Below are 18512 nucleotides of genomic sequence, written 5' to 3'. Positions count from 1 at the left end.
ATGATCATCGCGGTGCACAGCCCGGCGAACCGGGACGAAACGGGCACGCGAAGCGGTGAGGCGTGCCCAGGGTCTCCCCGTCCCCCTGATAGCTGCCCGTTCTTAGGCCCCGGGTGCCCGGGTCAAGTCCAAGCGCCCCGACCTCGGCGGCGCGCAAGCACAGAGCGCGCGGACTTGAGGCGGGTGCCCGGGGTTAAGAGAATGGGCAGCAAGGGGGACGGGGAGCCCACCTCATCACCCGGCGAACCCCATCACCCCGGCGAACCATCCGGCGAAGAGCGGCGGTAGGCGGGTGGCCGGGGCTAAGAGAATGGGCAGCAGGGGGGACGGAGCCCACCTCACCACCCCCGAACGACTCGGCGAGGAGCCCGGCCGACCCGTGCTTGGAGATGATCGGCGGGTGGTGAGCGAGCACGGTCGCCGTCGCCATAGGATCGGGTGCGTTCCCCGACCATGGAGTTCGCCATGCCCTCGATCAGTCGCGAGGAGGTCGCGCACCTGGCGCGCCTCGCTCGCCTCGACCTCGCCCCCGACGAGCTGGACCATCTGGCCGGCCAGCTCGATCAGATCCTCGGTGCGGTCGCGCAGGTCACCGAGGTCGCGGCCGACGACATCCCGCCGACCTCGCACGCGCTGCCGCTGACCAACGTGTTCCGCGAGGACGAGCCGAAGGTGTGCCTGCCGGCCGAGGCCGTCCTGGGCGCCGCGCCCGCCGCCGAGGACGGCCGGTTCCGGGTGCCGCAGATCCTCGGAGAGGAGGGGTGACCGGCATGAACAGTCTCACCCGCGCGAAAGCCTCCGAGCTCGCGGCCGCCATCAAGCAGGGCGAGGTCAGCGCCGTCGAGGTCGCCCAGGCACACCTCGACCGCATCGCCGAGGTCGACGGCACCGCCGAGGCCGGTGTGCACGCGTTCCTGCACGTCGACGCCGAGAGCGCGCTGGCAGCTGCCGCCGTCGTCGACCAGAGGCGCGCCGAAGGCGACGAGCTGGGCCCGCTGGCCGGCGTCCCCCTGGCGCTCAAGGACGTCATCGTCACCGCGGACATGCCGACCACGGCCGGGTCGAAGATCCTCGAGGGCTGGCGGCCGCCGTACGACGCCACCATCACCACGCGCATGCGCGAGGCCGGCATCGTCATCCTCGGCAAGACGAACCTCGACGAGTTCGCCATGGGCTCGTCGACGGAGAACTCGGCGTTCGGCACCACGCGCAACCCGTGGGACCTCACCCGCATCCCGGGCGGCTCCGGCGGCGGCAGCGCCGCGGCGCTGGCCGCGTTCGAGGCGCCGCTGGCCATCGGCACCGACACCGGCGGCTCGATCCGCCAGCCGGCAGCCGTCACGGGCACCGTCGGCATCAAGCCCACGTACGGGGGGGTGAGCCGCTACGGTCTCATCGCCTGCGCGTCCAGCCTCGACCAGGCCGGCCCGTGCGCCCGGACGGTGCTCGACGCCGCGCTGCTGCACACCGTCATCGCCGGTCACGACCCGCTGGACTCCACCAGCATCGCCCAGCCGGTGCCCGACGTCGTCGGCGCCGCCCGGCGCGGGGCCGAGGGCGACCTCACCGGCCTGCGCGTCGGCGTCGTCAAGGAGCTCGGCGGCGAGGGCTACCAGGCCGGCGTCGAGGCGCGGTTCAACGACGCCGTCGCGCTGCTGTCGAAGCTGGGCGCCGAGGTCGTCGAGGTGTCCTGCCCGCACTTCACCTACGGCCTCGCGGCGTACTACCTGATCCTGCCGAGCGAGGTGTCGTCGAACCTGGCCCGGTTCGACGCCATGCGCTACGGCCTGCGTGTCGGCGACGACGGCAGCCGCAGCGCCGAAGAGGTCATGAGCCTGACCCGCGGCGCCGGGTTCGGGGCCGAGGCGAAGCGGCGCATCATGCTCGGCACGTACGCGCTGTCCTCGGGTTACTACGACGCCTACTACGGCCAGGCGCAGAAGGTCCGCACGCTCATCGCGCGCGACTTCGAGGCCGCTTTCGCGCAGGTCGACGTTCTGGTCTCGCCGACGACGCCCACCACGGCGTTCCCCATCGGCGAGAAGGTCGACGACCCGCTGGCCATGTACATGAACGACCTGTGCACCATCCCCAGCAACCTCGCCGGCAACGCGTCGGCGTCGTTCCCGGTCGGGCTGGCCGACGAGGACGGCCTCCCCGTGGGCCTGCACGTCATGGCGCCGGTCCTGGCCGACGACCGCCTGTACCTGGTGGGGGCGGCGGTCGAGAGCGCATACGCCGCGCAATGGGGGGGAACGTTGCTGGAACAGGCACCCGCGTTGGAGGGGATCCACTGATGAACGTCAAGTACCTGGCCAAGTTCGGGGGATCGGCCATGGGCGCCGTGGGCGCCGCGCGCAGCCTGACCAGAGCGCGCCGCGAGGGCGACAAGCTGCGGATGGTCGACGCCGTCCTCAGCATCCTGTCCGTGGCCATCACCATCGCGATCATCGTGCGCGAGCTCCGTCAGGCGCAGGACGAGAACAAGCCACTGGTCGAGCTGAAGGACGACGAATGACGGTGACCACCGCGCTGCCCTCGTTCGACGAGGCCATCGCGACGTACGAGCCCGTCATGGGCATGGAGGTGCACGTCGAGCTCGGCACCGCCACGAAGATGTTCTGCGGCTGCTCGACGGCGTTCGGCGCGGAGCCGAACTCGCAGACCTGCCCGACGTGCCTCGGCCTGCCCGGGTCGCTGCCGGTGGTCAACAAGATCGCCGTCGAGTCGGCCATCCGCATCGGGCTGGCGTTGAACTGCAGCATCGCCGAGTGGTGCCGATTCGCCCGGAAGAACTACTTCTATCCGGACATGCCGAAGAACTTCCAGACGTCGCAGTACGACGAGCCCATCGCCTTCGACGGGTACATGGACGTCACCGTCGACGGCGTCGAGTACCGCATCGGCATCGAGCGGGCGCACATGGAAGAGGACACCGGCAAGTCGCTGCACGTCGGCGGCGCCACCGGCCGCATCCACGGCGCCTCGCACTCGCTGCTCGACTACAACCGGTCCGGCATCCCGCTCATCGAGATCGTCACCAAGCCCATCGAAGTGCCGGCCGAGGTGGCGCCCGCCGTCGCCCGCGCCTACGTCACCGAGCTGCGCGAGCTGATCCGCGCGCTCGGCGTCTCCGAGGCGCGCATGGAGCTGGGCCAGATGCGCTGCGACGCCAACGTGTCGCTGCGGCTCCCGGACGCGCCCTTCGGCACGCGGACCGAGACGAAGAACGTCAACTCGCTGCGGTCGGTCGAGCGCGCGGTCACGTACGAGATCCGCCGGCAGGCCGCCGTCATCTCGTCGGGTGGCACCATCGTCCAAGAGACCCGGCACTGGCACGAGGACACCGGCGAGACCACCTCGGGACGCGTCAAGGAGGAGGCCGAGGACTACCGGTACTTCCCCGAGCCCGACCTCGTCCCCATCGCGCCGGCCCGCGAGTGGGTCGACGAGCTGCGGGCCACGCTGCCGGAGCCGCCGGCGGTGCGACGGGCGCGGCTGCAGGAGGCGTGGGGCTTCACCGACCTCGAGATGCGCGATGTCGTCAACGCCGGCGCGCTGTCACTGGTGTTCGACACCGTCGCCGAGGGCGCGTCGGCGGGAGGCGCCAAGAAGTGGTGGCTCGGCGAGGTCGCCCGGGTCGCCAACGAGCGCGGCGTGTCGCTGGAGGACGCGGGGATCTCCGTGGCCGACGTCACCCGCGTCGAGGCGCTGATCGCCGAGGGCTCCTTGAACGACAAGCTGGCCCGCCAGGTGGTCGAGGGCGTGCTGGCCGGCGAGGGCACCCCTGACGAGGTCGTGGCGGCGCGCGGGCTCGTGCTCGTGAACGACGACGCCGCCCTCGGTGCCGCCGTCGACGACGCCATCGCCGCCCAGCCCGACGTCGCCGAGAAGATCCGTGGCGGCAACCTCGGCGCGGTGGGCGCGCTGATCGGCGCGATCATGAAGGCCACCAAGGGTCAGGCCGACGCCAAGCGGGCGCGCGCGCTCATCCTGGAGCGGCTGCAGTAGGTCGCTCGCGCTCGCGCGCCGCGGCCGCGCGCGCCGCGGTCAGGTGCGACACGGCCGCGACCAGCAGGGAGCCCGCGGCTCCGGCCGCGACGCCGTACAGCAGGAGCACCAGCTCCTTGCGCTGTGCGGCGTCGCGGTTCTCGAGGATCAGCACCGGCTGCTCGGTGAACAGCAGCTTGGTGCCGCTGCGCTGCGCGGTGACCGTCGTGAACCAACCCTCGTAGCCGACGGTGAACGGCGGATAGGACGTGAGGACATCGCGCCCCGACTCGCGCGCGACGCTGGTGTCGGCCACGAGGCCGGTCTGGTGCACGAGGTCGTCGCCGGCTTGCGCGACGACGTTGACCTGCGGCATCAGGAACGTCTCGCGTGCCGCCAGCTCGTACAGCGAGTTCTTCGAGCTGCGCCAGACGTAGTCCCTGGGGATGGTGCACTGCTCCGCCCAGACCACGCCGGACTCGCCGTCGAACCAGCGGCTCGTCGTGGAGTTGTTCTCGGTCAGGAGGGCGAGGGTGCTGCTGAACACCTGGTAGTCGGCCGACTCGGGGGCGGGGACGTCGTCGGCCGGGTTCTCGCCCGGCGGCTGCGGGCCGCCGTCGCCGTCGCCGGCCGCCGTGTCGACGGTGACCCCGTCGTCCTCGCGGTAGTTGAGAGCCGACCGGCGGTCGCTGACGAGGTCGACCTGAACCGCCCACTTCGCACCGGCGGAGAGCTCGTCGAAGCCCGCGCCGGCCGCGTGCTCGCCGTCCGGCCCGCAGGTGATCGGTGCGTCGATCCCGCTGCTCGCGAACGTGACCTGGACGTCGATCGGGACGTACGCCCACTCATCGGCCAGGCCGTCGCCCTGGCCGTAGAAGACGAACGACAGGTCGCCGTCGAGGTCGTCGACCCGGACGTCGGCGTGGATCTCGTAGGGGCGGTCGCCGCCCGACGTCGCGAGGACGATCAGCAGGCGCGGCGCGTGCTCCACCGTGCCGGACCCGGCCCACACGCCGTAGACCTGCCAGCCCAGCACGCCGCCGAGGACGACGGCGCCGGCGAGAGCGCCCTTCGCCAGACGGCTGTGTTCGCGTGCGGTCCGCACCTGGATGTCCTCCGTGCCCCCAGCGGAGAGTGCTGCGAGGCCCCGGAGCCCGGGACCGCACCGATGAAGGGTATCGGGAATCGTCGGTTAGGGTCGGGCGGTGATGGCTGAGTCGGGGTCCGGCGGCGGGACGGCGGACGGGGCGGCGAACGGGGTGCGCGACTGGTTCGCGAACGTCCGGGTCGACGAGACGCTGGCGACGATGCCGTCGTCCGTGGTGCTGGGGTTCGCGCTCGCCGGCGTCGTCCTGGCGGTGTACGGGCCGGCCTGGCGGTTCGCCGGCTACCCGGTCACCATCGTGCACGAGCTGGGGCACGTGGTCGCGGCCCTGACGGCGGGGTTCCGGCTGCGCGGGGTGACGGTGCGCGGCGACCTGTCCGGCGCGACGAACTTCTGGTCGCACAGCACGCCGGGCACGCTCTGGACCATGTGGTGGGGCTATCCGGCGCCGGCCGTGGTCGGATGGGCGCTGGTGTGGGCGGCCACACACGGCTGGGCCCGGCTGGCACTCGGCATCCTCGTGCTCTGCCTGGCGCTGGTGTTCCTGCTCTCGCGCAGCCTGCTGACCGTCGCCGTGGTGCTGACGACGGGGATCGCGTTCGGCCTGGTCGGGTGGTACGGGTCGGCCTGGCTGTGCACCGTCGTCGTCTACGGATTCGCCTGGCTGCTGACGGTGGGCGCGGTGCGCGGGCTGTGGGCGGTCGTGCGGGCGCACACGAGCGGGCGCGGCGTCGAGGCGTCCGACGCGTACCTGATGGGCCGGCGCTCGTTCGTGCCCGGCGCCGTGTGGCTGCTCACGTTCGCCGCCGTCGTGGGAGGGGCCGTCTGGTTCAACGTCGCCTCCGTGCTCGACGCCCTGCGGTAGTCGGGGAAGACCGCAGCTGCCGCCGTCGTTCACACAGATGTGACTGACGTCGTCGTGATCGGAGCCGGCCAGGCCGGGTTGTCGACGGCGTACCACCTGCGGCGGCTGGGGGTCGACTTCGTCGTGCTGGACGGGGCGCCGGCCGCGGGCGGGGCGTGGGCGTCGCGGCCGCCGACCCTGACCATGGCCAAGGTGCACGGCGTCTTCGACCTTCCCGGCGCGCATCGGGTGCCGGAGCCGGGCGAGGACGCGCGGCCGGCGTCCGGGGTGGTCGCCGAGTACTACGCCGGCTACGAGCGCCGCTTCGAGCTGCCCGTGCTGCGGCCCGTGCGGGTGACCTCGGTCGAGTCGCTCGACGACGGGCGGCTGCGGGTGGCCGCGTCGAACGGCGCGAGGTGGACGGCGCGGGTGGTCGCCAACGCGACCGGCACCTGGACCCGTCCGCACTGGCCGTACTACCCCGGCGCCAGGGAGTTCCGGGGGCGCCAGCTGCACTCGTCGGAGTACCGCGGGCCGTCGTCGTTCGCGGGCCGGCGGGTGGTCGTCGTCGGCGGCGGGCACTCGGCGGCGCACGTGCTCTCCGAGATCGGCGACGTCGCGGCCTCGGTGACGTGGGTGACGCGCCGGCCGCCGGAGTTCCGCTACGGCGACTTCTCGCCCGAGGTCGGCCGCTCGATCATCGCCGACGTCGAGGAGCGGGTGCGGGCCGGTCTGCCGCCGCTCAGCGTCGTCGCGGTCACCGGGCTCGGCTACACCGACGTCGTGCGCGAGGCGATGGAGAAGGGCGTGCTGAACCGGCGGCCGATGTTCGCGCGCCTGGTGCCGTCCGGGGTGTGGTTCGCCGACGGGACGGTGGTCGAGGCCGACGTGATCGTGTGGGCGACCGGGTACCGGGCGGCGCTGGGTCACCTGACGCCGCTGGGCCTGCGCGAGCCGGGTGGCGGGGTGCGCATGGACGGCACCCGCGTGGTGCGCGACCCGCGGATCCACCTGGTCGGCTACGGGCCGTCCGCCAGCACCGTCGGCGCCAACCGGGCCGGCCGCGACGCCGCCGTGGAGATCAGGGAGTTCCTGGCGCGGGTGCCGGCAGCGGCCTGACGGCGCGTGGTTGACTGACGACGTGCGCTACGGACTGAAGCTGAGCCAGCAGGCCCCCATCGACGAGTACCGCGCGGTCTGGCGGGTCGCCGACGAGTCGGGCTTCGACCACGTGTGGAACATGGACCACTTCGCCACCATCGGCGGCGAGCCCGACGGCGACATCTTCGACGCCTGGGCGCTGCTCGCGGCCATGGCCGAGGCGACGACGCGGGTGCGCATCGGCTGCATGGTCACCGGCAACACGTACCGGCACCCGGGCGTGCTCGCCAAGATCGCCACCACCGTCGACCACCTGTCCGCCGGACGGCTCGAGTTCGGTCTCGGCGCGGCGTGGGCGGAGTACGAGCACACGATGTTCGGGCTCGAGTTCGGGACCGCGGGGGAGCGGCTCGACCGGCTCGAGGAGGCCTGCCAGATCATCCGGTCGCTGTGGACGCAGCCGCGGACCACCTTCTCCGGTGCGCACTACCAGGTGCAGGACGCCGTCGCCGAGCCGAAGCCGGTCCAGTCGCCGTACCCGCCCATCTGGATCGGCGGCAGCGGGCGCAAGCGGACGCTGCGCATCACCGCCCTCTACGCCGACGCCTGGAACGCCACCGGCGTCGAGCCGGCGGAGTTCGCCGAGCTGTCCGGCGTGTTGGATGCTCACTGTGGTGACGTGGGCCGCGACCCGGCGGCCATCCGGCGGACCATGCAGTTGCGTCTCGGCGACGACCCCGCCGACATCCTGGCGCGGGTCGAGGAGTTCGCCGCCGTCGGCGCCGACGACATCATCGTCATCACCCGCCCCGGCTCCGCCGAAGCCCAGGCGAACGCCGTCGCCGAGCTGCTCCCGCGGCTGCGCTCCATCGGCTGAGCATGAACCGACCCAGTCGGGCTGCAGCTCACGATCGCCGCAGCTCGGAAGGTGCGTGCTCTCATTCCCCCGCACGCGGGGGATGGTCCCGTCGGGGCTTCGAGTCCCATGGAACCCGGCCTGGTCGGCTTCGCGTGATCGCGCAGGTCCGGCGAGGTCCGCACGGGGCCGCTGAGCTGGCATGCTGCCTGTATGACCCTCGATCCCGTTGCCAGCAATCCGGAGTACTACAAGGTTGTCTTCGAGAACGAGCGGGTTCGAGTGCTCGAGTACTCGGATCAGCCGGGCGACAAGACGACTCCGCATCAGCACCCGGACAGCATCATGTACACGTTGAGTGCCTTTCGCAGGCGTCTGGTGTCGGGCGACGTTGTGCGGGAGGTGGAACTGGAGGCGGGTGCGGTCGGTTGGCTGCCGGCTCAAGGCCATCACGGCGAAAACATCGGCGGCACTCCCACGCACATCCTGTTCGTGGAGCTCAAGGAGACCGCACCCGACACGGCCGGCTTCGAGGCGGCTCGCGTCGGTGGCATAGGGCCACAGCCCTCCTGACCCGGGCGTCGCACCCTCCTGCTGCCGCATCCGGATGCATCCGCGAACTGCCTGTCGTGTCGCGATCCGCGCAACGAGTGGTGCGACCGGACAAGGGTCATGCCGCCTGCCGAGCGCGCTCAGCTGCGGAACAGAAGGCATCGGCCTTCGGCATGCCGCCGAGACGCTCGAGTGCCGGAGGTCTGGCCCGCCCGGTATGGTCCCGGTCATGACATCGGAACAGTTCGTGCCTGTCGGCTTCGAGCCGCCGACGTCACTCGCCACCGACCAGTTCCACCTCGAACCGCTGGGGCCGCAACACAATCACGCGGACCATGCCGCCTGGATGTCGAGCATCGAGCACATACGCTCCACGCCTGGCTATCCCCACGGCAACTGGCCACCCAGCAATGGCATGACGCTCGAGGAGAACCTCGCCGACCTTCGCCGCCACGCCGACGACTTCACGCGGCGCGCCGGTTTCACCTTCACGGTCCTCGACCCGGGCGACGACGACGTCATCGGCTGCGTCTACATGTATCCCTCGGCCTCCGACGAGTGGGACGTCAGGGTGCGGTCCTGGGTGCGGGCCGACAGATCGGGCTTGGACGTGCCACTGGCCGACGCTGTCGCGAGCTGGCTCGCCACCGCCTGGCCCTGGGAGCGTGTGGACCGCTGCGGTCGCTGAGCAGTGACGCTGTGGGGATGATCCCGCTGGCCAGCGGACGCCGGCGTCGCATGGGCGAGAGGCACGGTCTGGCGCGGTCGAGGAGCGGCAGACGGGAGTACGTTGGGCGGCGAGGGCTCCTGTCGTAGGAGGTGAGCGCCATGAGCGCCTTCACCGTCGAGTTCGAGAACCAGCCCGGACGACTCGCCGACCTGTGTGAGGTCATGGCGGCGCGCGGCGTCAACCTGGTCATCTGCGGCGTCGCGCGCGGCGACACCGGCACGGTCGCGTTCATCGCCGACGACGAGTCGGCGGCGCGGACGGCGCTGCAGGACGCCGGGTTCGACGCCCGGGAGCGGGACGCGCTGACGGTGCGCCTCAAGAACGCTCCCGGCGCCGGCGCCGCCACGTTCCGCACGCTGGCCGACGCCGGGGTGAACGTCGAGGTGTTCCTGCCGGTGCGGGTGTCCGACGCGCAGTTCGTCGGCGTGCTGTGCGTCGACGACCACGACGCCGCGCGGGCGGTGCTCGGCGACGTCGTCCGCTGAGGCGGGGCGCCCCGGGCCCCGCCCGGCTGAAGCGGGGCGGCGGGGCCGCGGCCCCCGCCGGTCAGGCCGTCTCCGCCTGCAGGATCGGGGCGACCGGACGGCGGGCGGCGAGCCGCGCCGGAACCAGCGTCAGCACGGACACCGCGACCACGACGCCGGCGACCACGGCGACCAGCCACCACCCCGGCGGCATGACCACGTCCTCCTGGTCGACCGCGTCGTAGAGCAGCGGTCCGCCGATCGAGCCCAGGACGGCGCCGGCGAACGCCGGCACCACCTGCGCGAGCGACAGGCCGGCGCTGAGCTGTGCCGGAGTGGCGCCGAGCGCCCGGGTGACCGCCGACGCGTGCCGCACGTCGAGCACGGTCGCCCAGGTGCTGACGACGGTGTTGACGGCGGCCAGCGCGACCAGCGTGACGGTGATGACGACGAGCACGTCGCCCAGCCGCTCCATCCGCGGGTCCGGGTTGGCGGCCAGCTGGGCATCGAGCTCCGCATGGGCGGCGAGTGCGGCGACGAGGCCGCTGACGGTGACGGTGACACTGGCGACTCCGAGCAGGGCCCGCCGCGGCCGCCGTCCGGCCACCCGCAGCGCGATGAGCAGCACGACCGGCAGCCGGGACGAGAGCGCGACCAGCCAGCCGACCCGGCGGGGCGGCCGGGCGGACTCGTTCAGGGCGGCGACTGTGCTGGTGCGGGCCGCGCGGATCGCCGGGACGAACGTCGCGAGCACGGCCACGCCCAGCGCGACCGCCGTCACCGTCAGCACGGCGCCGGCGGTCAGCGACGGGGCGGCCGCGCCGCCGAGCAGGCCCGCCGCCCGGTCCGTGATCGCCGGCGCCGCGAGCCGCCCGCCGACCAGCCCGGCGGCCGACGCGACGAGGGCGACGACGACGTACTCGGCGAGCAGGACGGCGGCGACCAGGGCCGGCGTGCCGCCGACCGCCTTCAGCAGCCCGACCCGCCGGGTCTGGTCCGCCATGCGGCCGCCGACGAGGACGGCGACGCTGGCCACGGCCAGGATGCCGAGCAGCCAGCCGCCGGTCAGCAGCACCCGCTGCGCGTTGCGCTCGACGTGGGTGACCTGCTCGACGATGTGCTGCCACGGCTCGAGGAACGGCTTGTCCTCGTCGCCGGGTCCCTGCGGCTGTCGGGCATCGGCGAAGGCCTGAGCGGAGTCGGGGTCGTCGAGCTGCAGATACGTGACGTAGGACAGCGCGTCGGGCGACGAGGCGAACGCCGTCAGCTCGTCCTCCATGACCCAGACCAGCCCGGGGTCGGTGAGGGACTCGACCTGGGGCTCGGGCCGTGCGGGGCCGCCACCCGCCGCGCCCTCACCCTCGCCGTCGTCGTCGCGGAACGGGGCGCACAGAACGAGGCAGTTCGACCACGGGTACGGCGTCATGGCAGCGGTGACGGCGACGCCCGCGACCTCGACGGTCTCGCCGTCGAGCGTGACGGTGTCGCCGGCCTCGATGCCGAGCGCGCCGGCGAAGGCGGCCTCGACCACGACGGCGCCGTCGCGGAGCCAGTCGCCGTCCGTGACGGCCGGCTGGTCGACGTCGGCCGGCTCGACCGAGCGCCCGATGAGCTGCACGTCCGCCGTCTGGCCGCCCACCTCGATCTCGGAGCCGGCGACCGGGAACGGGCCGCTGCCGGCGGTGACGCCGTCGGCGCCGGCCAGGTCCTCGAGCGGGGCGGGGTCGGCCGCCGCGCCGGTGAAGGGGTTCAGTGCGACGCTGGCCACGATGTCGGGGCCGGACGTCGCCTCGCGGGTGCGCTGGTAGGGGTCGCCGGCGACGCCGTGCATCACCAGGCCGAGGGTCAGCGTCGTCGTCGCGGCGGCGATGGCGAGCAGCAGCAGCGCGGCCTCGGCCGGACGCCGTCGCAGGTCGCGGGCGGCCAGCCGGGCCACCAGGAGAAGCCGGCCCATCGCCGTCAGCTCTCGAACCCGGCGAGCGCGCCGAGGCGCCCGCTCGTGCCGCCGGTCAGGCGGGTCTCGTCGACGAATGCGCCGTCGCGCATCGTGATGAGCCGGTCCGCCGTCGCCGCGATGCGCTCGTCGTGCGTGACGATGACCAGCGTCTGGCCGGACTCGTGCAGCTCCTCGAACAGCCGCAGCACGTCGAGGGTGGCCGCGCTGTCGAGATTGCCGGTGGGCTCGTCGGCGAGGACGAGGACCGGCTCGTTGCTCAGCGCGCGGGCGACGGCGACGCGCTGGCGCTGGCCGCCGGAGAGCGCGGTGGGCAGGCTGCCGGCCTTGTGCTCGACGCCGACGCGATCCAGCAGCGCCATGGCGCGCGCCCTCGCCCGGCGCGGGGAATGCCCGGCGAGCAGGGCGGGGAGCTCGACGTTCTCGACGACGGTGAGCTCGTCCATCAGATGGAAGGCCTGGAAGACGAAGCCGACGTCGGTGCGGCGGAGCCGCGCCAGCGCCCGCTCGCCGAGCCGGTCGATGCGGCGCCCGGCCAGGTCGATCTCACCCGAACTCGGCCGGTCGAGGCCGCCGACCAGGTGCAGCAGCGTCGACTTCCCGCAGCCGCTGGGTCCCATGACGGCGACCGTCTCGCCCCGCGCGACCTCGAGGTCGACGGCGTCGACGGCGCGGACGAGGCTCTCGCCGTCGCCGTAGGTCTTCGTCAGCCCCCGGGTGGCGAGGGCGAGGCGTGGTTCAGCGGTGGTCACGACGTGCTCCTTCGGGTCGTCCAGCTGCGTTCGCACGCCTCGAGCCAGCGCAGGTCGGCCTGGAGCCGGAGGACGATGCCCTCCAGCAGCAGGGCGGCGTCGGAGCCGTCGGGCTCGGCCATCGCGGCCCGCTGCGCTTCACGCAGCCGGCGCAGCAGCTCGCGCCGCTGGGTGTCGACGATGCCGAGCGGGTCGGCGAGCCCCGCGGCCGCCGCGGCGACCAGCTTGAGGTGGAACTCGGCGAGATCGGGCTTGGGCCAGCTCACCTCGGTCAGCCACTCGGCGACGCGCTGCTGGCCCTGCGGGGTGAGAACGTAGGTCTTGCGGTCGGCGGGGTCCTTGGCCGTCTTGGCCGGGTTCGGACGCTCGGGGCGCTCGGTGGTGACGAGGCCGGCCTTCTCGAGCCGGGTGAGGACGACGTAGACCTGACCGGCGTTCATCGCCTCGCCGACCGGGCCGAGCGCCTGCCGCAGCCGGGCGCGCAGCTGGTAGCCGTGCGACGGCTCCTTCGCCAGCAGCGCGAGAACCACTTCCTGCTGCATCGGACCTCCCTATAACCGTTAGCCTTGACTATAACCGTTAGCTGTCGACGGTCAAGAGGGCGTCGGGTTTCGCGTGGGGACCCGCGATGCGCTGCCGGCTGACGCCGTCGTCGCTCCTCGTCAGTCGTCGTGCAGGAGGAAGGTGAGGTGCCGGCGGGTGTCGGCGAGCTGTCGCACGCTGATGGTGGCGACATGCTGGGTGAGCCAGTGCCGCGGATGCATGGCGACGCGATCGGCGAAGACGGTGCCCGCGTCGGTGGCGACGGCGAACGGCTCGAACTGCTCCGGCGGCGGTCCGACCACCGCGGTGATCACCTGGTTGAGCTGGCTGGTGTTGTAGATCGCGTTGCTCAGCACGATCCGCAGCGACCCGTCCTCGAGCCGCCAGACCTCACCCGGATTCACGACGGATTGCGCTGCCAGGCGAGCAGGTCACGCAGCTGCTGGTCGCTTTCCGCGGGTGCGTTCGGGGTGGGGTGCGCGGGTCGCCCGGCGCGGTCGAGGAGGCGGCGGTAGTGCTCGCGCCGCAGCGCCCGCTCGACGAACTCCGAGCGGTTCAGCCCCGCCTGCCGTGCGTCGGCATCGACATCGGCCAGGGTCGATGGGTCGAGGGTGACGGTCATCTTCTCCTTGGCCATATGAGCATCTTATCCATCGACTTACGGTCGGTGCCAGGGTGGCTGTCACGTTCGGGGTTCGGAAAGCACCTATAGATGACAGGTGGGCTTGCGCGGAGTGCGTAAGATCATCGGCCCGGCCCGGCCCGGCCCGGCCCGGCCCGGCCCGGCCCGGCTCGGCTCGCTCGGCACGTGATGGCGGAGGTTCAGGTGATGTTCGCGGCTCATCGCGCGACGGCGGTGGTGGCGGTGGTCGTGGTGGTTCTTGTTGCTTGTGGTGGCGGTGGCTCGGAACCTTCGCCCTCGCCCGCGCCGACGACGGACCCTGCGATCACCGCTCCGCCCGCTCTCACTGCGGAGCAGCAGGCTGAGGCCGAGATCCGGGCGACCTTCGAGGAACTCATCACCTCATGGGACGACTTCAAAGCCAACGCCAGCGACTACGGCGGCACGCCTGGCTGGAATGCCGAACTAGTCGGTCAGTGGAACGTTGAAGGTGCAGCCAACGCAGACCTTGCGAACTGGATCGCGGCATGGCGGTCATCTGAGATCGAACAGATCGGCAGCACCTCTGTTGCCAACCATGAGGTGCTCAAGTTGGACTACGACGTTACCGACCATGGCGTTCACGAAGCGACGTCGGTGGGGTGCTTGGATATGTCTCAACTGGACTATGTGGACTACCTTGGCGCCACAGCACAATTGCCGGCGGTACCGCCAAGCCATCAGCGCTGGCAGATGTCGTGGAGCTACGCACCTGCGGCGCATCACGAATCTGGCACCGACGAGCCGGGTTGGTATCTGGGGCGAATCGTGGTTGCTCTGGATGAGCCGTGCTGATGCCCCAAACGGCCGTACTGATGGCACTCGCGCTGTTGTCATTTGGGCCGGAAGCCCTGCTAGTTCGCGAACGGGCGACGAGTTGTCTGCCGGGGACCCTATGGAACGGTGCCTTCTGCGAGGAGGACGGTGAGCCACCTGGCGACATAGAGACTGGTTGCGATCAAGGTGATCCAGCGCTCGTGAATGTGCCCTGTGAGATTGACGGCTTCGTGTTTGATGCGGGTTTGGATCGATACCTGATGCCGTTGGCACCGGTTTCTAACGAGCGATACAGGCCGCCTGACGGTGACCTCAGCTACCTCGGGTACTGGGCCGGACCCGCAGATCAGGGGTGGATGTTCGAGTGGCGGAAGCTCGCGGCAAGTTGGTCAGTCGGCTCATTCGCTTGGGGCGATCGAGGGCTGATGTGGCTGGCGGAGGGGCCGTGGGAGCAGCCGGTGATCGTCGTCGATCCGGAAGTGGTTGCCCAGCAGATCCTCGACGGCATGTCGTTCGAAGCGCTCGAGGTGGGGCTCGCGCCACGACCGCTCGAGACCGACCCGCAGAGCATGGGGCTGGTCGGCGCGCCCGTGTGGATGTGGGTGACCAACGCCGGCCCGACCACCTGGGGACCGGTTCAGGAGGCAGCCACAGTCGGCGGCGTCTCGGTCACCGTCACGGCCGAGGTCGAGAACGTCACCTGGGACATGGGCGACGGTCACACAGTCACGTGCGCCGAGCCCGGCGACCCGTACCGGCCGAGCCTCGGCGTCCGCCCGTCACCGACCTGCGGCCACAGCTACACGCAGACCAGCGCCGGCCAGCCGGGGACCGCCTACACCGTCACCGCGACCGCGAACTGGACCGCCACCTGGACTGCGTCCACCGGAGCCGAAGGAACGCTCGAACCACCCGAGCCCACCGCAGTAGCACGAGTGAGAATCGGGGAGCGCCAGGTCATCGAGACCAGCTGAGGCGCCGAAGATTGGTTGAGGGATCGGTGTCGCCAGGGCGGCACCATTCCCTCAACCATCGGAACCGGGACCGGGCACCACCGAGACCTCGCCGGCGGAGGAGAAGGCGCGGATCTCATGTTGCGCGCCCGAGCGGGTCTCGACCGCGACGACCTCGCGGCCCACGGCGGAATCGGTCTCGACGTCGTACGCCACCCCGGACGGCACCGACACGTGCACCGACCCGGCGCTGGACTCCGCGTCCAAGGATCGCGGCGCCGACACCGCGGCCACCGACACGGCACCCGCGCTCGACGTCACCTTCGCGACCTCGGTGTCCAGGCCCGTCACCGTCACCGAGCCCGCATCGGAGTGCGCCGTCAGCGCACCCCGCTGGTCGGTCACCGTGATCGACCCCGCATCGGACTCCAAGGCCGTGTCGCCGGAGAGGCCCGACACCACCAGTGTCCCCGCCGACGCGTCCGCCGTCACCACCGCGGACGACGGCACGGTGATGGTCACGTCGGACTCGCACCAGATGCCGAGGATCATCCCCGAGTCGCAGCCGCCCGTCACCTGCAGCGTCCGGCCGACCACCGCGTGGTCGATGCCGCCGTCGCGGCTCCAGCCCGACTTCACCGAGAAGTCCAGCCGCGTCTCGCCCGACGACGATCCGACGATCTCGACGCGGCCCGACGAGACGTCGATCTCGACGCGGTCGATGCGCTCCTCGATTCTCACCGTGTCGTGCGAGTTCGTGATCCACGACAGCGCGGTCAGCCCGGCGAACGCCGTGGCGCCCAGAGCGGCGAACGACAGGCCACGCCGCACGGGCAACCGGCGGCCGGCCGGCGCAGCGGGAGGAACGGACCGAGTCTCGTTGGACATGCCTCCACGCTAGAACCGAATCGATCTCCGAAGGCTCCGTCTCGGTGACGATCGTCCCCTGATTCCGGGACCGGGGACCACCCTGACCCACTACGCCCGAAATGGCCTTCGACCAGCGGAAAGAACCTACGGCGTCAGCGTCAGCCGCAGGATCCGATCGTCGCCGTCGCGAGCCGAGCCGCGCCCGTCGGTGTTGTTCGTCAGCACCCAGAGCGTCCCGTCGGGTGCGACGACGGCGTCACGCAGCCGCCCGTAGTCGGTCACGAACTCCGCCGGCTCACCCGCCGAAACCGAGCCCGACCCGTCTGCCGCGAGCGGCACCTGCCACAATCGCTCACCCCGCAACGCGGCCACGAACAGCGTGTCGCGCACGTACGCGAGCCCGCTCGGCGAGGCCTCGGAGGTGGGGCGCCATTCGACGACGGGGTCGGTGTAGTCGGGCGCGCCGCCGATGCCCTCGACGAACGGCCACCCGTAGTTCTCACCCGGCGAGATCAGGTTGACCTCGTCCGCCGACCGGTCGCCGAACTCCGACGCCCACAGCCGGCCGTCGTCGTCGAAGGCGAGGCCCTCGACGTTGCGGTGGCCGTAGGTCCAGATGGGCGACCCGTCGAACGGGTTGTCCGGCGGCACGTCGCCCGCGGGCGTGATCCGCAGGATCTTCCCGCCCAGGTTGTCGAGGTCCTGCGCGTCCTCCGGCACCCCGCCCTCGCCGGTCGAGATGTACAGCATCCCGTCGGGCCCGAACGCGAGCCGCCCGCCGTCGTGCCGGGTGCCTGCCGGGATCCCATCCAGCACCACCGAGAACGACCCCAGCACACCGTCCGCGTACGTCGTCCGCTGCACCACGTTCTGCGACCCCATGGTCGCGTAGACGTACAGCTCACCAGGGGCGGCAGGGTCGAACGCCAGCCCCAGCAGCCCACCCTCGCCGCTCCCGTCGACACCGGGCACCGACCCTACGGGAGTCACCGTGCCGCCGGCGTCGACCAGCACGATCGTGCCCTCGTCGCGCTGCGTCACCAGCGCCTGCCCCTCGGCGCCGGGCACGAACGCGATGCTCCACGGCGCGGCCAGCCCCGTCACGATCTCTTCCACGGCCGACGGCGTCACCGGCCCGGGCAGGGCGACGGGGGACGACGGCGCCGGCGGCGTTCCCGGCGACAACGACGGCGACGGGGCACCCGACGTCGGCGCACCGGACGACGGCTCGGACGCGGACCCCGTCGGCGACGCGCCGTCTGACGACGAGTCCGAGCAGGACGCACCCACCACGGCCAGGGCCGCGACGACGATGATCATCCGCCGGATGGACACCGGCCCATCGTGTCACGCACGGAGGGGTAGGTTCGAGGACCATGGTGGACGTCCTCATCCCGTTCCCCGCGGACTCGCTGGCGCTGCCGGCCGGGCTCGACGTGCACGTCTGGGCCGGCGAGCCGACGGTGATCTCCGGGCCCGACATGTTGACCAGCAACGACACCTCGGACATCCCGCCGCGAGACGTGCTGGAGCGGGTCGAGTACTACGTCATCCCGTACGGCTTCTCCGCGCCGGCCACCGAGCTGATCGAGCGGATGCCCAAGCTGCGCGCCGTCCAGACGCTGACCGCCGGCTACGAGCACGTGCTGCCGCACCTGCGCGACGGCCTCACGCTCTGCAACGCGCGCGGCGTGCACGACGCCAGCACGGCCGAGCTCGCGGTCACGCTGACGCTGGCGACGCTTCGCGACATCCCGGCGTTCGTCCGGGCCGCGCCGACGGGCGAGTGGCTGCAGGGCTGGTACGACTCCCTCGCCGACCGGACGGTGCTCATCGTCGGCTACGGCGCCATCGGCCGGGCCATCGAAGCGCGGCTGCAGCCGTTCGAGTGCGACGTCCTCAAGGTCGCCCGCACCGCGCGCGAGGGCGTCGCCGGGTTCGACTCGCTGCCGGAGCTGCTCGGCCGGGCCGACGTCGTCATCCTCATCCTGCCGCTGACCGACGAGACGCGCGGCATGGTCGACGCGGGCTTCCTCGCGAAGATGCGCGACGGCGCGGTGCTGGTCAACGTCGCGCGCGGGCCGATCGTCGACACCGACGCGCTCGTCGCCGAGGTGTCGGCCGGTCGCCTCCGCGCCGCCATGGACGTCACCGAGCCCGAGCCGCTGCCGCCCGGCCACCCGCTCTGGACGCTGCCCGGCGCGCTGATCTCGCCGCACGTCGGCGGCCTGTCGTCGGCGTTCCACCCGCGGGCCCGGCGGCTCGTGCAGTCGCAGCTCACCCACCTCGCCGCCGGCGAGCCGCTCGCCAACGTCGTCGTCGGCCCCGGAGCCTGACACCCCGGGACCGACGACCTGATC

General features: G+C 71.9%; 21 protein-coding genes. 13 read left to right on the top strand and 8 right to left on the bottom strand.

Annotation, left to right across the window (positions count from 1 at the left end; genetic code table 11):
• Positions 1-465: 465 nt before the first annotated feature.
• The 4 genes from gatC to gatB are packed head-to-tail and all read left to right on the top strand — an operon-like array spanning position 466 to position 4011.
• Positions 466-765, top strand: coding sequence for an Asp-tRNA(Asn)/Glu-tRNA(Gln) amidotransferase subunit GatC (gene gatC, locus E1212_RS20205; RefSeq protein ID WP_131985757.1), 300 nt, complete (start codon positions 466-468; stop codon positions 763-765).
• 5 nt (positions 766-770) lie between these two features.
• The gene (gene gatA, locus E1212_RS20200) at positions 771-2297 is read left to right on the top strand and encodes an Asp-tRNA(Asn)/Glu-tRNA(Gln) amidotransferase subunit GatA (protein WP_131985756.1); all 1527 of its coding nucleotides are present in this window, start codon (positions 771-773) and stop codon (positions 2295-2297) included.
• On the top strand, positions 2297-2518 hold the full coding sequence (locus tag E1212_RS20195) for a hypothetical protein (protein ID WP_131985754.1): 222 nt from the start codon (positions 2297-2299) through the stop codon (positions 2516-2518). Before gatA ends, E1212_RS20195 begins: the two co-directional genes overlap by 1 nt.
• Complete coding sequence (gatB, locus tag E1212_RS20190; protein WP_131985752.1) at positions 2515-4011, top strand: Asp-tRNA(Asn)/Glu-tRNA(Gln) amidotransferase subunit GatB; 1497 nt, start codon at positions 2515-2517, stop codon at positions 4009-4011. Before E1212_RS20195 ends, gatB begins: the two co-directional genes overlap by 4 nt.
• On the opposite strand, the gene E1212_RS20185 is transcribed toward gatB, so the two are convergent.
• Complete coding sequence (locus tag E1212_RS20185) at positions 3989-5095, bottom strand: hypothetical protein (protein ID WP_131985750.1); 1107 nt, start codon at positions 5093-5095, stop codon at positions 3989-3991. The two genes, gatB and E1212_RS20185, sit on opposite strands and share 23 nt — an antisense overlap.
• Before the next feature lie 103 nt (positions 5096-5198).
• On the opposite strand from E1212_RS20185, the gene E1212_RS20180 reads away from it, so the two are divergent.
• From E1212_RS20180 to E1212_RS20155, 6 genes are all read left to right on the top strand, one after another.
• On the top strand, positions 5199-5960 hold the full coding sequence (locus E1212_RS20180; RefSeq protein WP_238992421.1) for a M50 family metallopeptidase: 762 nt from the start codon (positions 5199-5201) through the stop codon (positions 5958-5960).
• Between the two features lie 39 nt (positions 5961-5999).
• A complete protein-coding gene (locus E1212_RS20175; protein ID WP_131985746.1) occupies positions 6000-7058 on the top strand; it encodes an FAD-dependent oxidoreductase in 1059 nt (352 codons plus the stop codon).
• A gap of 22 nt (positions 7059-7080) precedes the next feature.
• Positions 7081-7917, top strand: a complete 837-nt coding sequence (locus tag E1212_RS20170) for an LLM class F420-dependent oxidoreductase (RefSeq protein WP_131985744.1) — start codon at positions 7081-7083, stop codon at positions 7915-7917.
• Positions 7918-8109: 192 nt separating this feature from the next.
• Entirely contained in the window at positions 8110-8469 is a 360-nt protein-coding gene (locus E1212_RS20165; RefSeq protein WP_131985742.1) for a cupin domain-containing protein, read from the top strand.
• A gap of 208 nt (positions 8470-8677) precedes the next feature.
• Positions 8678-9136: a GNAT family N-acetyltransferase gene (locus E1212_RS20160; RefSeq protein WP_131985765.1), complete on the top strand. Its 459-nt coding sequence runs from the start codon at positions 8678-8680 to the stop codon at positions 9134-9136.
• 140 nt (positions 9137-9276) lie between these two features.
• A complete protein-coding gene (locus E1212_RS20155) occupies positions 9277-9663 on the top strand; it encodes a hypothetical protein (RefSeq protein WP_131985740.1) in 387 nt (128 codons plus the stop codon).
• Between the two features lie 61 nt (positions 9664-9724).
• Here E1212_RS20155 and E1212_RS20150 read toward each other — a convergent pair whose 3' ends face one another.
• From E1212_RS20150 to E1212_RS20130, 5 genes are all read right to left on the bottom strand, one after another.
• Entirely contained in the window at positions 9725-11596 is a 1872-nt protein-coding gene (locus E1212_RS20150) for an ABC transporter permease (protein ID WP_131985738.1), read from the bottom strand.
• 5 nt (positions 11597-11601) lie between these two features.
• Positions 11602-12348, bottom strand: coding sequence for an ABC transporter ATP-binding protein (locus tag E1212_RS20145; RefSeq protein WP_238992420.1), 747 nt, complete (start codon positions 12346-12348; stop codon positions 11602-11604).
• Complete coding sequence (locus tag E1212_RS20140; protein ID WP_131985736.1) at positions 12345-12890, bottom strand: PadR family transcriptional regulator; 546 nt, start codon at positions 12888-12890, stop codon at positions 12345-12347. Before E1212_RS20140 ends, E1212_RS20145 begins: the two co-directional genes overlap by 4 nt.
• Positions 12891-13010: 120 nt before the next feature.
• Entirely contained in the window at positions 13011-13295 is a 285-nt protein-coding gene (locus E1212_RS20135; protein WP_131985734.1) for a hypothetical protein, read from the bottom strand.
• Positions 13292-13528 (bottom strand): ribbon-helix-helix domain-containing protein, encoded by a 237-nt coding sequence (locus E1212_RS20130; protein ID WP_131985732.1) that lies wholly within the window; start codon positions 13526-13528, stop codon positions 13292-13294. The genes E1212_RS20135 and E1212_RS20130 overlap by 4 nt, the downstream gene beginning before the upstream one ends.
• Positions 13529-13699: 171 nt before the next feature.
• Here E1212_RS20130 and E1212_RS20125 point away from each other — a divergent pair, with 171 nt between their 5' ends.
• The gene (locus tag E1212_RS20125) at positions 13700-14347 is read left to right on the top strand and encodes a hypothetical protein (RefSeq protein ID WP_131985730.1); all 648 of its coding nucleotides are present in this window, start codon (positions 13700-13702) and stop codon (positions 14345-14347) included.
• Positions 14348-14367: 20 nt separating this feature from the next.
• Complete coding sequence (locus E1212_RS20120) at positions 14368-15303, top strand: hypothetical protein (protein ID WP_203417033.1); 936 nt, start codon at positions 14368-14370, stop codon at positions 15301-15303.
• A gap of 51 nt (positions 15304-15354) precedes the next feature.
• Here the strand turns inward: E1212_RS20120 and E1212_RS20115 are convergent, their stop codons facing one another.
• Positions 15355-16170: a DUF4097 family beta strand repeat-containing protein gene (locus tag E1212_RS20115; protein WP_131985726.1), complete on the bottom strand. Its 816-nt coding sequence runs from the start codon at positions 16168-16170 to the stop codon at positions 15355-15357.
• A gap of 126 nt (positions 16171-16296) precedes the next feature.
• Positions 16297-17487 carry a PQQ-dependent sugar dehydrogenase gene (locus E1212_RS20110; RefSeq protein WP_203417032.1) on the bottom strand — a complete coding sequence of 397 codons (1191 nt, stop codon included), beginning with the start codon at positions 17485-17487 and terminating at the stop codon, positions 16297-16299.
• Positions 17488-17528: 41 nt separating this feature from the next.
• Here E1212_RS20110 and E1212_RS20105 point away from each other — a divergent pair, with 41 nt between their 5' ends.
• Entirely contained in the window at positions 17529-18488 is a 960-nt protein-coding gene (locus E1212_RS20105; RefSeq protein WP_131985725.1) for a 2-hydroxyacid dehydrogenase, read from the top strand.
• The last annotated feature ends 24 nt before the right edge of the window (positions 18489-18512 follow it).

Source organism: Jiangella ureilytica, assembly GCF_004348545.1.
Taxonomy (GTDB): domain Bacteria; phylum Actinomycetota; class Actinomycetes; order Jiangellales; family Jiangellaceae; genus Jiangella; species Jiangella ureilytica.
The sequence above is the reverse complement of the archived record's forward strand: the minus strand, read 5'-3'. Positions and strand labels throughout refer to the sequence as shown.